The organism is Marinobacter sp. AL4B, from assembly GCF_019916045.1.
Classification (GTDB): domain Bacteria; phylum Pseudomonadota; class Gammaproteobacteria; order Pseudomonadales; family Oleiphilaceae; genus Marinobacter.
Window position 1 is genome coordinate 470,941 of the sequence record NZ_JAILWZ010000013.1, and the last position, 12,404, is coordinate 483,344.

General features: G+C 51.2%; 13 protein-coding genes and 2 pseudogenes. 7 read left to right on the forward strand and 8 right to left on the reverse strand.

What is annotated here, in order from left to right; all coding sequences use genetic code 11:
* Positions 1-63: 63 nt before the first annotated feature.
* From K5L82_RS12500 to K5L82_RS12510, 3 genes are all read left to right on the forward strand, one after another.
* On the forward strand, positions 64-1,521 hold the full coding sequence (locus tag K5L82_RS12500; RefSeq protein ID WP_223134370.1) for an exonuclease domain-containing protein: 1,458 nt from the start codon (positions 64-66) through the stop codon (positions 1,519-1,521).
* A gap of 89 nt (positions 1,522-1,610) precedes the next feature.
* Complete coding sequence (locus tag K5L82_RS12505) at positions 1,611-2,786, forward strand: hypothetical protein (RefSeq protein ID WP_223134371.1); 1,176 nt, start codon at positions 1,611-1,613, stop codon at positions 2,784-2,786.
* Positions 2,787-2,799: 13 nt separating this feature from the next.
* A complete protein-coding gene (locus K5L82_RS12510; RefSeq protein WP_223134372.1) occupies positions 2,800-3,342 on the forward strand; it encodes a hypothetical protein in 543 nt (180 codons plus the stop codon).
* Between the two features lie 4 nt (positions 3,343-3,346).
* On the opposite strand, the gene K5L82_RS12515 is transcribed toward K5L82_RS12510, so the two are convergent.
* Positions 3,347-3,907, reverse strand: a complete 561-nt coding sequence (locus K5L82_RS12515; protein WP_223134373.1) for a GNAT family N-acetyltransferase — start codon at positions 3,905-3,907, stop codon at positions 3,347-3,349.
* Positions 3,908-4,143: 236 nt separating this feature from the next.
* Between K5L82_RS12515 and K5L82_RS12520 the strand changes: the two genes are divergently transcribed.
* Entirely contained in the window at positions 4,144-4,686 is a 543-nt protein-coding gene (locus K5L82_RS12520) for a hypothetical protein (protein WP_223134374.1), read from the forward strand.
* Between the two features lie 33 nt (positions 4,687-4,719).
* On the opposite strand, the gene K5L82_RS12525 is transcribed toward K5L82_RS12520, so the two are convergent.
* Positions 4,720-5,136: a MerR family transcriptional regulator gene (locus K5L82_RS12525; protein WP_133007272.1), complete on the reverse strand. Its 417-nt coding sequence runs from the start codon at positions 5,134-5,136 to the stop codon at positions 4,720-4,722.
* 69 nt (positions 5,137-5,205) lie between these two features.
* Between K5L82_RS12525 and K5L82_RS12530 the strand changes: the two genes are divergently transcribed.
* Both K5L82_RS12530 and K5L82_RS12535 read left to right on the forward strand, forming a co-directional pair.
* Complete coding sequence (locus tag K5L82_RS12530; protein WP_133007271.1) at positions 5,206-5,931, forward strand: cation diffusion facilitator family transporter; 726 nt, start codon at positions 5,206-5,208, stop codon at positions 5,929-5,931.
* A 78-nt stretch (positions 5,932-6,009) separates the two neighbouring features.
* Positions 6,010-6,684 carry a DsbA family protein gene (locus K5L82_RS12535; protein WP_223134375.1) on the forward strand — a complete coding sequence of 225 codons (675 nt, stop codon included), beginning with the start codon at positions 6,010-6,012 and terminating at the stop codon, positions 6,682-6,684.
* Between the two features lie 137 nt (positions 6,685-6,821).
* Here the strand turns inward: K5L82_RS12535 and K5L82_RS12540 are convergent, their stop codons facing one another.
* The 6 genes and pseudogenes from K5L82_RS12540 to K5L82_RS12565 all read right to left on the reverse strand — a co-directional run bounded on the left by K5L82_RS12540 (position 6,822) and on the right by K5L82_RS12565 (position 10,769).
* Positions 6,822-7,193, reverse strand: coding sequence for a DUF805 domain-containing protein (locus tag K5L82_RS12540; protein WP_223134376.1), 372 nt, complete (start codon positions 7,191-7,193; stop codon positions 6,822-6,824).
* An 86-nt stretch (positions 7,194-7,279) separates the two neighbouring features.
* Positions 7,280-7,555, reverse strand: coding sequence for a hypothetical protein (locus K5L82_RS12545; RefSeq protein WP_223134377.1), 276 nt, complete (start codon positions 7,553-7,555; stop codon positions 7,280-7,282).
* 121 nt (positions 7,556-7,676) lie between these two features.
* Positions 7,677-7,872, reverse strand: a pseudogene (locus K5L82_RS12550) (type II toxin-antitoxin system Phd/YefM family antitoxin).
* 134 nt (positions 7,873-8,006) lie between these two features.
* Positions 8,007-9,437, reverse strand: coding sequence for a P-loop ATPase, Sll1717 family (locus K5L82_RS12555; protein ID WP_223134378.1), 1,431 nt, complete (start codon positions 9,435-9,437; stop codon positions 8,007-8,009).
* A gap of 242 nt (positions 9,438-9,679) precedes the next feature.
* A pseudogene (locus K5L82_RS12560) lies at positions 9,680-9,894 on the reverse strand (transposase); the annotation flags it as partial.
* 32 nt (positions 9,895-9,926) lie between these two features.
* Positions 9,927-10,769, reverse strand: a complete 843-nt coding sequence (locus tag K5L82_RS12565) for a serine protease (RefSeq protein WP_223134379.1) — start codon at positions 10,767-10,769, stop codon at positions 9,927-9,929.
* A gap of 270 nt (positions 10,770-11,039) precedes the next feature.
* Here K5L82_RS12565 and K5L82_RS12570 point away from each other — a divergent pair, with 270 nt between their 5' ends.
* Positions 11,040-12,401, forward strand: a complete 1,362-nt coding sequence (locus K5L82_RS12570; protein WP_223134380.1) for a hypothetical protein — start codon at positions 11,040-11,042, stop codon at positions 12,399-12,401.
* Positions 12,402-12,404 lie beyond the last annotated feature (3 nt).

Here is a 12,404-nt window from a genome sequence, read left to right on the forward strand (position 1 = left end):
TTACTCCTGATTGAGGCCAAGCTCTTTTAGAACTGCGACATTTAACTCTACTCGCGTGAAACGATGACAACCAGCTACCTCGAACAAACCACATTTGCGTTTCTCGATATTGAAACCACCGGCGGAAACTCGTCCCACGACCGGATTACGGAAATAGGAATCCGCTTCTGGCGCGCCGGAGAGGTTGTGGATGAGTGGCAAACCTTGCTGAACCCCGGCATGCGCATCTCACCGTTTATCGAGCAACTGACGGGCATCTCCAACGCCATGGTCGCCGATGCACCGTCGTTTGAAACCATCGCGGATACGCTCGAAGAGAAACTAAGGGATACCGTATTTGTTGCTCACAACGCACGCTTCGACTACGGATTCATCAAATCGGAATACCGCCGGCTCGGGCGGCTGTTTTCGGCACGGGTACTTTGCACCGTGAAGCTGTCCCGGCGCTTGTACCCAGAGTTTCGCAGACACAACATGGACACGTTGATTGAACGCCACGGTCTGGCACAGGTACAACGGCATCGCGCCATGGGCGATGTGTCGGCTATGCTGGAGTTTTTCACCCACGCGCGGACGGAAAAAGGCGACGCAGAACTGGAAGCAGCCATTGGCACCCTGCTGCAACGGCCGAGCATTCCCTCACACCTGCCGCCGGATACCCTGACTGATTTGCCACGGGGCCCGGGTGTTTATCGGTTTTACGGTGAAAACGACGTGCTCTTGTATGTGGGCAAGAGCACCAACATTGCCCAGCGTGTGGCCTCGCACTTCTCCGGTGATCACAACACCAGCAAAGGCGTGCGCATTTCTGAAAGTTTGCGCAGGATCGACTACACCGAAACCGCCGGCGAACTCGGAGCCCTGTTGCTGGAGCTTCGACAGATCAAAACGCTGAATCCGCTTTTCAATCGCCGATCCCGCGCGGCGAAGAATCTCGTGAGTATCGAGCTGGCACCGAACGAGTCCGGTTACCTGCGAGCGCGCTTGGTTCGGGAGATAGAGCCGCATCGGCTCGCCCGTTATTTCGGACTGTTTCGCAGCAAGCGCGATGCCGAGCGCGCGTTGACCGGCATTGCCGCCAAAAACGAACTGTGCAATCAACTGCTAGGACTAGAGCCGGAACGCGATGGCCCCTGTTTCCAACGTGTGCTGGGGCGCTGCAAAGGAGCCTGCGAAGGCATTGACGACGTAACTCGTTATAATCTGAGAGTGCAGATTGCGATTCACCAATTACGTTTGCAAACCTGGCCGTGGAAAGGCCCGGTCGCGATTGTGGAGCATCGAAGTGATGGGGCACAGCCTGACATTCTGGTGATCTACAACTGGATTCACGTGACCACAGTGCACGACGAACAAGAGCTTTATGATCTCTCCCTGTCGGGCCAGTCGGTCACCTTTGATCTGGACTCTTACAAGTTACTGGTTAAAGCGCTGATGGGCAGCGGGCCAAAAAACCATTCACTGATCGAACTGCCGGCCGTGGGTGCGCCCGATGTGCTCATGGCAACCACTCGCGGCTAGTGCTTATATAGGTATTACCACCTACAAAAAAGCTGATCACAGCCAAGTTTCATGCAATACTCAGCCTTCATACCAAAAGCGACCGTAGAATGACCTCTTTAAAGCGAACCATTTGCATACTGACTCTACTACTAACCTTTGTCGGCTGCAGCAGCAACAAGAGCATTCAGTTCGAAGGAGAAGAGCTCGAAACCTCCGCTTACGACGGTACCTTGGCCCGCGTTTCGATTTACGGCATCAATGATGGTTACGACTCTGCCGACGGCGACGTTCTGGCGGAGCTACAGGCTGTCGCCAAAGACAAGCTAAAGGGAAACCGCAGCCTTTTCAGCGGCTCCCGCGACAAGCTGTACATTTTAAAAATTAAGGCTTCCCCTTCAGAAAGCGGTGTGGAGTGTATCAATACGAAATTCAGCCACACCACAGAAGGCACGCTCGACACCCATTTCACGTTGGCGACTCTGGAACGGACTCCCCAAACGTTATTCGATGTGGAGATCGAGACAAACGGCCGCCACGAAGTTTCGACGTTCTCGGATGCCAAACACTTAATAAACTGTGGAACGGTAACCGCCATCGCGACCGATGCCATCTCCCGAAGCATCCGCATTTTTGATCTCTTGATCAAAGAGGCCAACGGCCTGGATGTCACACGCGAACTGGAAACGGTGAAAAACGACGAAGACATAAACGGCAGCACCATTGTTATGAAAGCCGTCGGCAAAACGCTTTATGGTGTTTTAGCGCCCGTTGCTATCGTTATCAACAGCGCCGCAGAAGCGGATTGGAGCAGTGCGATTTCATCAGCAGCCAAAGCCGCGGATAACATGCCCACAGCCAGTTATGACCCGCTCACAGCACCCCATACAACACCGGCTTATACTGTTAACAGCCCTGTAACTCAACGACCGCAATCAACACAAACCACGTCACCCCAAAATCAGCCTTCTAGCGGCTCAACTCAAAGCCGCCCGAAAACACCGGCCGCAACCAAGACAACGCCAACCAGAGCCCCCCGCAAAACGGCCACGGCGGAAATCCAAGCCCGCGGAACAACGGATATGCACTTCCCTTATGACCAAGCGCTGAACCTGGCGACCACCAATGCCGACACCCAGGCCCGACAGTCGTGCAGAGAGAACTACCGGGGCAAAATCAGCACGCTGGGCGACCCGAACATGGAAAAGAAAGAGTGCGTAGAAAACCGCAATCAGGAATATCGCTGTGTGGTTCAGATCGTTCATACCTGTGAATACAAACAATAGAAGGGCAATCGTTATGAAGTACCTGCTACTGCTGGCTCTGACGCAGTCTTTGCTAGGCTGCGCCATCGCGTTCCCGCCCAGTGATAAAGGCTTCAACCAACAAGCGGTAACCGGCAAAGAAAGCGTTTACATCGCCAGCGCAAGCAACAGCAACCCCGCCTGTCATGACAGCAGGCTCATCGAAGAGCTGAAAGGTCGCTTTGAGGTATTGAACTACGTTGAAGCCGATTCCGAATATGACGCGGATCTCGCGCTTTTTCTTGATTCAGAGTGCAGCGTGGAACAAAACGGCGCAGACATGGCCTCGGTAATTCTCCCCGTTGCTTCATTCTTCATTTTGCCCATTACCGCAACAACGGAATACCACGTTCGTGTCGAGACCTTCGAGCACGGCGCGCCGGCAAAAGACTATTTTTTCGATGGCAGCAGCAAAGTGCTAACGCATCCGTTTTACTTCGGGAAACTCGCGGACAAGCATAAAGAATACGTGGAGCAGTCCACGCCGGCGATGAGCAGCAGAATCATCAATGCGCTTGAGGAAGATTACTTTTTGTAGGATTTCAGAGCTTGGCAGGTAGCATCAAAGTCAGCGCTTGAAACTCTGAGGCCAACATCGAGTAAATCGCCTGATCGAGATAACGGCCGTTCACATACTCCCGCTCCCGAAGCACGCCTTCAAGCTTGAACCCCAACCGCTCCGGAATGGCTCGGCTTTTGGTATTACCGGTGGCGCAGGCAATCTCGATTCGGTTCAAATCGTATTCCCGAAAGCCTTGCTCAACCAGTGCCTGCACCGCCCGCGCCATGAAGCCTTTACCCGAATAGGCTTCACCCAACCAATATCCGATGCTGCCAGTGCGATTAGACAAATCGAACGAATGAAAACCGCACACACCGCATAACGCCGAATCGGAGAAAATGGCGTACTGCGGGCCTTGGCCGGATTGGTATTGATTGATGGCGGCTTCGAGAAAGCATTCCGTATCAGCAGGGGACTCGGTTAGATCGACCCAGGGCAACCACTCGCGCAGATGCTCGCGGTTGGTGTTAATGAGAGTGAACAGCTCATCTTTGTAGGTCAGGCTAAGTCGTTTTAGCTCCATGAGTTCGGCTATGAACAATTTTTCCTCCCGTTCCTGAAGATAAGCGAGCGTAGGTATTACCACCTACAAAAAAGCTGATCGCGACTAGGTTTCATGTAATACTCAGCCTTCATATCAAAAGCAGCCGTAAAAAGCTCCCTTTAACACGAACCTTTTGGATTCTGACGAATGCGCAGAAAACCGCAATCAGGAATATCGCTGCGTGGTTCAAATCGTTCATACCTGCGAATACAAACAACAGAAGGGCAATCGTCATGAAGTACCTGCTACTGCTGGCTCTGATGCAGTCTTTGCTAGGCTGCGCCATCGCGTTCCCGCCAAGCGATAAAGGCTTCAACTCGGAAGCCGTAACCGGCAAAGAGAGCGTCTACATCGCCAGCGCAAGCAACAGCGACCTCACCTGTCATGACGGCATACTCATCGAAGAGCTAAAAAGTCGCTTTGCATCATTGAACTACGTTGAAGCGGACACCGAAGACAATGCTGATCTCTCGCTGCTTCTTATATCGGAATGTAGCCTGGAGCATACTGGCGCAGACTTGATCTCGGGAGCCTTCAACATTCTCTCTGCGTTTATTCTGCCCAACACCGCGACAACGGAATATCATGTGCGAGTCGAGGCCTACGAATATGGCGCTCCGGCAAAAAACTACTTTTTCGATGGCAGTAGCAAAATACTGACTCATTTTTTTTACTACGGGAGTCTAGCGGAAGAGTACAAAGAGTATGTCGAGCGAACGACTCCGGCTATGAGCAGCAGAATCATCAATGCGCTTGAGGAAGATTACTTTTTGTAGGCTTTCACAGCGGGGCAGATGGCACCCAAATCATTACCGCGTCGCAGTTTCACCAGACAGCGTCTCGATAATGCGGCAGTCCATGATAGCCCCGCCTTCGCAACACGCCGTCAGCCTTTCCAACTCGTGTTCCATTGCACGTAAATCTTTCAACCGAGAGCGCACCTGTTCCAACTGTTGCTCTACTTTGGCATCCACGCCAGCACAGGAGTCCTGCTGCCGATCAGCCAGCGACAGCAGTTCCCGAATATCATCCAAGCTGAACCCCAGCCCGCGGCTTCGCCGAATAAACAGCAGCCGTGAATAATCCGCTTCGGAGTACAAACGGTAGCCAGATTCCGACCGGCTGGCTTCCGGTAACAGCCCAATTTTTTCGTAATAGCGAATGGTCACGGCCTTGATGCCCGTATCAGCGGCCAGCCGGCCGACTGTGTAACTTTTTTCGCTCATCGTCATTGACCTTATAGTTACTATAACCCTTAGTGTACCGATGAACTGCCAACTTTAGGAGGCTCTGTCGTGGACAGCTGCTGCGAGAATAAGGCCGGTGAACTGGCCCAACTGAGGGCCAATCAAAGCCGGGTGCTTTACATTGCCTTTGCCATTAATGCGCTGATGTTTGTGGTGGAATTCGCCGCTGGCTGGATCGCAAGCTCGACCGCGCTACTGGGCGACTCCCTGGACATGTTTGGCGATGCGTCGGTCTATGCACTGACACTGTTCGTACTAGACAGAAGCCGGCAGGCACGCGCAGGGGCGGCGCTGTTCAAGGGCGGCTTCATGCTGTTGTTTGGGCTGGTTGTTGTAGCAGATGCTATCCGCAAGCTGATGATACAGGAAGTGCCCGCAGCTGAATGGATGGGGGCGATTGGCGTTCTGGCTCTGATCGCAAACGGCATTTGTTTCGCGCTGCTCTACCGCCACCGAGCAGATGACCTCAATATGCGCTCCACCTGGCTGTGTTCCCGGAACGACTTGTTCGCCAACACCAGTGTCATCATTGCCGCTGGACTGGTCGCCCTCACAAATACACTGTGGCCGGATATCATTGTGGGCCTCGCCATTGCCGCGCTGTTCCTGCACTCCGCCTGGCAGGTTATGCGTGAAGCGGTTCAGGAGTGGCGTGTCGGTCGTGCTGAAACTACCAACCAACAAAGCAAGGAAGAGGTCAAAAGCGCCGAAAGCAGCTGCTGCTCATCAGCGCAAAGTACCTGCGGCAGCAAATCCGGAGGGAACTCCCAGTAACGGATAACCGCCAGCAGCTTCATGTGGGCGGTTGGCCATTGTCATCCTATTTTTACTCATCCATCGGAGAATTCATTCATGAATCGTCGTACCATCGTTGTTGTCGTAGGATTGGTACTGGTTGCCGCCATTGCAGCCGCTGTTTTGTACCAGCCACAGCCCGAACAGACTCAAAAAACGACCGCCAGCGAAAAGCCCATAGCCACGGCCGAACCCATCGCAAACCAGCAAGCATTGGAGCGCTTTCATTCGCCCACATTCGGACCGGCCGATGCACCGGTGACCATCGTTGAGTTTTTCGACCCGTCTTGCGAAGCCTGCCGGGCATTCTACCCGGTCGTGAAACAGATTCTTGCGGAATACCCAGGCCAAGTGCGGCTGGTATTGCGCTACACCCTGTTTCATCAGGGCTCTGAAGAAGTCTCAAGAATTCTGGAAACCGCCCGCCTGCAAAACATCTACGAACCGGTTCTGGAAGCTGTGTTAGAAGTGCAGCCTGCCTGGCACGACGACCCGACAGTGGCCAAAGCATGGGAAGCGGCTGAAGCAGCCGGTCTGGACCTGACCAAAGCCCGTGAAGATATGCAGTCTGAACGGATAAACGCCATCCTTGAGAAAGACATGCAGGACGTCCAAACCATCGGCGTTATGGGCACCCCGAGCTTCTTCGTGAACGGCCGCAAACTCACGCAGTTTGGTGCTAAACCGCTACTTCGCCTTGTTCAGGAATCACTTCGGAACGCAGAGCAATAAGCCTCTGCGGCTGACTAGAATTCGGATCGGCTTGGTGTCCCCGGAAACGCCTATAAGGGGAACGGGGCACCAACGATCACGTATTAAACGAACCCACAGATACGTGCGAATGGATAGGGGCTCGCCAATCTACCTTGTTAAGCCGCCACCTGCTTCGGATTCGCTCCGTACTGGTTTTGCTCTGGCTTACTGTCCAGAACCATAAACACCAGCAGTACCAGTGCGCCGATAACCGGGACAAGTACAATCAGAAACCACCAGCCACTGCGCCCCGTATCATGAAGCCGGCGAACGGTAACCGCTATCCCCGGGATTAAAACAGCGAGCGAGTAGATGCCACCCAGCAACCCTACTCCCGCAGTTTCGCTATAACTCCCCATCACACCATCGATTGCCCCAAGCGCAAGGCTGATGATGATATTGAACAAGATGAAAAACCAATATTCTTTACGTCGCGCCCGGCCGCTGAATACTGCATATTTCTTTAATACTTCCAGATACCAGTTCATCTAAAATCCTTTTAAGCCCCGACGTTAATTGGGCCCGTCAGCAGAGGGGCGTGCTGCCAACGGGCCATTACTGCACAGGAAAAAGGCTAAAACCCCCACCAATTCCAAATCTTGCCGATACCGCGCCAGATTCCCCCGAGAATGGCTGGAAACAGTTTCGGGAGCAACAGGGCCAATACAGCAAAAACGACAATACAGGTAACGAGATAACGACTGCTGAGAAAACCATCCCAATACACGGCCAGTTCTAGGTTTACCCAGAACCAAATGAATACTGCCGTTGGGATAGAGAAGAACAACGATGCGAAGAGGCTGATCAACCTTGATTCAATTGGTCCGCGTTGGTTGCGGTTATTTGCCATGAGTTTTGAACACTCCTTGCGTATATCGCTTCGTGAAAACGGCACCATAGGCCGCAGGAAGCCAACTTTCACGTCACCAGCCCAGCGCCTCATCGCATTTATCCACAGGGGTTACGATTCCCTAACGGACGGACTCCCGCATATCTAATGCGGAGAGCAGGCAAAGTGGTTCCTGAATTGCAGACCAGCCTTCCTCGGATACCAGAACGGCGTTGTTCCGCTTACCCATGATGACGATTGGCTGGTGCAACTCGGCGACCTCATCAATCAACCGATAGAGTTTTTTTGCGCGCATCAGTTACTGTGATTTCTGTCATAACGCGCCTCTCGCGTGTTTAACTTTTGACCAATCTGTACGCTTTTGGATAAGTATGTTAAAGCGAACGTTTTTCATGACGCTGAGCTAAGCGGCGGCCCTTCATGGACCTTGGACTTACGCTATATGTTATATTCACCTGTTTCTCTGAACAGTGCCTACAGCTTTACGAAAACAAGGATGCACTTGGACTTCCTTTAATAACGGATTCGTTGTGTCACCAAAGTAATTTACTTTACTTCCTCCGTCCCCTCCCTTCACAAAATCACCAAAAAAACCAATATTGAAAAGCACTTTCGCCAAGCCTTGAGTATTCGCATCACTCCTAAGCTTTGCAAACCATTCTTCGTCTATACTTACCTCATCAAGAATTTCAAACATTCTTTCTTCGAGAGTAATTTCGTCGATTTGATACTTTGTTCTGAAATACTTATGCCTCCAGAACTCAAATACTCTATCAAGATCAGGATACTGGTTCACGAATTCAGCACACAAATCCTCTTTTTTCCAAGTGGAATAGTCGTCTTCAACATCCTTTAACGTATCACCATCCGGTCTATTCTCGGCAAGCGCCTCTGTGTATATGCGCGACAGCTGTAGAAGTTCTCGAGGCCTACCTAGCGTCCTCTCTATCATCCATCCAAGAGTAAATTGATTACCTACCTTCTCTGGAAAGACCCTTAGGAAATCTTTTTGATTTTCTCTGCTAGGCTCACCGTCTAACGATTGACAAACCCTCTCTGCCAACAAACTTCTAAAACTATCATCCGTCCACTGAATTCTATATATGTCTCGATACTTGTCACTATGCGTCGTCTTCTTCATTAGAATGGAATATATGTCATCCCTAATAAAAAAAATCAAATTAACGTTGCTGTGAATTGACTTCAAATACATTGATGCCGTTAGCAGTCCAAGAAGGATTTGATTACTCCTTTCACTATTATCCCACCCAACATCAAGGTCATCGACCAATATAGTTGTTTTGCAACCATCTTCTGCCAGTTTCTTTAGATGGTATTCGTACCTGTCTATTGCCGAAGATTCTTTGATTATGCTTTCGAGCTGAAATCCCAGTTCACCGATATCCTTAAATCTCAGCTTGATTGAGCTTAGTATGTTAGATACGGCTTCTACAAAATCGGAGTTCGTAACACCTTCGGCTTTAGCAAATTGCCTAGCAGCATCTGCACTTCCAACGGTAAGTTTGTTCCCCTGCTCCGAACCTATTGCATTGAGACTTTTTCGCATGATGCTATTCAACCATGCAAATTGAAAAATAGTCTCATCACCACGTTCCTCCTTCAAAAGATCTACGCCTGCCAGATTTCTAAAAATACCATTTGTAGGTGATACTTCGACAACTATGTGGTTTTTTTCATCTGAAAAATGATCTATCAATTTCTTTCTAATCGCAGTTTTTCCCGCGCCTTTTCTACCAATTACAAATGTCTTTTTGAAATTTGTCACTCGGTTAAAGTTCGATGGCGTAACAAAATAAGTCAATAGCGCCGGGTCATTTTCTGCGCTGTCATTACCCCAATCAATTTCACGTATATCCTGCATTTATATCCCTTAATACAATTAAATTTTAAGCAATTTTTCTAAAACATAACGTGACTGCAGAAAAACCATAAATGAGCGAGCATTCCAACGTCTACAATCTCGTCTTTTAGCTGGCCCGTTCAGCCGACAGTTTCCAGTTTTAGGATCGATTGCCCTTTATAGCTCCCGATCCTAGCGTTTCAGCGTTCAGGCACCCCTGACCGGCGTCCGAGGCGTGCGTCAGGAGGACATAATTCCCGGGATCATGCCGCCATCTGCCCGTAATGCGCCAACTTCTCAATATTGTGCTCCAAGCATTTTAGCTGCCACTACCCTGCACTTTCTTTCTATCCCGTAGGCTGAAACGATTGAGCCGCTCATTCGCGCCGATGTTGCCGGACACTGGCTCCTCCACCGACATACGATGACTGTAGATTTCCTTGCCCTGCGGACTGTCCATTCGGTGCTTCATCCAATCGAGGGAAGTCCACCAATCAGTTAATGGACATGTTAGGTTTTTTGACGGCTTGAGTTCTCTGCCAAAGGTTCTGGTTCTTGTTGATCGAGTTCTTCTCGAACCTTACTCGTAACAGTTTCTAATAGCTCTTGGACCAACGCGGTTTTCAATACTATTCCTAACCCGAGTACCTGCTGAACACCAGCGGAGACACCAACAGGTATCGTTTGCAACTGTTGGTGTTTAATCATCGTTTCTGTAACTACGCCGACCAACTTGAAGTGTGAGCCTAAAGTTGCGAATACTGGGCTGCCGCTTGATCCAGGAAAAACTTGCGCATCTATAACCATCTGTTGATGATTATTGAAATTAATCTTTGGGACGCTCGCTATATACCCTTTCCTTAATATCGGTAGGTTGTGGGCTACGTCATAGCGATTTTCTGGATATCCCACGAACCACACATCTTTACCGGGAAGCAAGTCGGGTTCCTGAAACGTTGAAAGCATTTCAGGATAAAGATTCTTATGGAAGATTTCTTGATCTTCTTGCGTTATAACCGAAACATTTAAGCAAGCAAGATCGACAGATGGATTCGGATGTTCGGAATACACCCCAGAGAAATTATCAGCCTCAAGGGTTTTTATTTCACCTAATAGAGGGCGAGAAGGGTCTTCGGGGTCCCGCCGATGAAAATTTAGCGTGATTTTTTGATTTGGATTCCCATAAACATGCTTATTGGATATTAGAAGCATCACCGCACGATTCGAATCATCTCCAAGTGGCGCTTTAAAAAGAAACCCCGTTCCTATAGATGCCCCCTCTCCCGAAGCCTGAGGAATCGTGATTCGCACTGTGCTAAAAAAAACCTGCTCTTCAAACTTTTCCAAATCCATTTTTTACTCCTTGGAAGCCTAACATGGCGTTATACGAACGCGTTCGTATAACGCCGTCTCTTTAAAAACCAGCACAGACCCCACAGCAACCATATCAAAAGCTTACTAACAGTCACGCTTTTTCCCTCAAAATTCCGAGAACCGTCTCCCAATCAACACAGTTAGCCGCTTCCCTCTTTCACCACCCCCCCATGCAGTCCTCCCCCCAATCCCGCTATACTCCAGAACCATCAGCTCTATACTCCATAGCCAAATTCCGTAAGGCCTTCAATGACCCACAAAACCACACTGCGGATTGCCACTCTTTCTCCGGTTCGCTCGCCCATCAGCGCCAACAGCGAACACCGCGCGGCCAAGGCGTTGCAGGGTGGCTCCGGTTACGGTGGCAAGCGTTTGCTGCCGGCTTCGGATGCGCTTACGTCTTTCGATTGGCCCTGGGCCAACGGCTACGGCACGCTGGCCCACGACAGCTTGCCGGTGTTCTTCCAGCCGTTTGGTTGCTACGACATTGATACTGCGGCCGCCCAGGAGCGTTCGGAGAATCTGGCGCGCATTTGCCATGAGTGGAACGGCGAGATCGAGGCCTGCCAGTTGTTCCTGTACGACGACACAGTGGCACTGCTGCGGTTGGATGTCATGATCCAAGTAGACGAGGCCATGCTGGCAACGCTGATTGAATCCGGCCGGTTAGACCGTACCCTGTCGGATGCGGCGAGCGACGTTTACGGGGCGCTGATTTATCCGTGTTTTCAGGCTTACTGCCGGGAGTTTTCCGGGCGCTTTGGCAAGCGTAAATCCGGCGATGAGCAGCAGCTTCGCGATCCGAACAAGCTAGCGGTTTTTAAAGACGTTGCGTTCAAAGAAATCACCGCTCCGGACAGCCATGTGCTCTGGACCGGGCGAAGTATTGTGGCCAGCCCGGAAGAGCTGGATCAGCCAGTGGGAGAGCTGTTGCGCCAGTGGGCGTCTTACGCCGGCTCCCTCGACGATCTCAAACAGGCGCGCCACTATGTAGGATCTGGCAACATTCTGGTGGTGGGTGACCAGCCGCAAGACTGTCGCGACGACTGGTTCCGGGGCTTGTCCATCTGCCAGCTTTATAACGCCATACTGTTCATTTACGGCGCCATTCTGAAATCCAGTTATTCACAGCTCACCGATCTGCTGAACGCAAAGCGTACCCGCAACGGCGAGTTGAACCGGTTAATGGCGAATATCACGGTGAGCCTGGATCACCTCGAATTCAGCCGGCTGGAGTTCAAAGAAGCCCGGGCCGGTGTTCAGGCGGAACGGGCGCGAATCGTGGAAGACACCTGCGCGGCCTGGCAGCTGGACACGTTGATCAGCAGCGCGCTGGAACGTACGGATTTGATTCGTTCGCGCATTGCCCGGTTGCTGGAGGCGCGCAAATCTCGCGTGGATAAAACCGTTGAACTGATTCTCGCCGGCATCGGGGGCGTGGCGCTGGTGGAGCTATTCCTGTCGCTGACCACCGCATCCCGCAACCTGCCTAAAGATGACTTCCCGGGTATTCTGGATGTGTTCTTGTGGTTGCCGCCCAATGGGGCCATTGCGTTATCGTCTGCCCTGCTGGTGGCGATCTTCATCTATATTTATCTGGCCAAGCGCTAACTC

Coding starts and splice junctions, on each gene's coding strand:
- K5L82_RS12545 (WP_223134377.1), bottom strand. CDS start 7,555: ATGGCAAATAACCGCAACCAACGCGGACCAATTGAATCAAGGTTGATC.
- K5L82_RS12510 (WP_223134372.1), top strand. CDS start 2,800: ATGAAGTACCTGCTACTGCTGGCTCTGACGCAGTCTTTGCTAGGCTGC.
- K5L82_RS12525 (WP_133007272.1), bottom strand. CDS start 5,136: ATGAGCGAAAAAAGTTACACAGTCGGCCGGCTGGCCGCTGATACGGGC.
- K5L82_RS12565 (WP_223134379.1), bottom strand. CDS start 10,769: ATGGATTTGGAAAAGTTTGAAGAGCAGGTTTTTTTTAGCACAGTGCGA.
- K5L82_RS12500 (WP_223134370.1), top strand. CDS start 64: ATGACAACCAGCTACCTCGAACAAACCACATTTGCGTTTCTCGATATT.
- K5L82_RS12540 (WP_223134376.1), bottom strand. CDS start 7,193: ATGAACTGGTATCTGGAAGTATTAAAGAAATATGCAGTATTCAGCGGC.
- K5L82_RS12555 (WP_223134378.1), bottom strand. CDS start 9,437: ATGCAGGATATACGTGAAATTGATTGGGGTAATGACAGCGCAGAAAAT.
- K5L82_RS12535 (WP_223134375.1), top strand. CDS start 6,010: ATGAATCGTCGTACCATCGTTGTTGTCGTAGGATTGGTACTGGTTGCC.
- K5L82_RS12570 (WP_223134380.1), top strand. CDS start 11,040: ATGACCCACAAAACCACACTGCGGATTGCCACTCTTTCTCCGGTTCGC.
- K5L82_RS12505 (WP_223134371.1), top strand. CDS start 1,611: ATGACCTCTTTAAAGCGAACCATTTGCATACTGACTCTACTACTAACC.
- K5L82_RS12520 (WP_223134374.1), top strand. CDS start 4,144: ATGAAGTACCTGCTACTGCTGGCTCTGATGCAGTCTTTGCTAGGCTGC.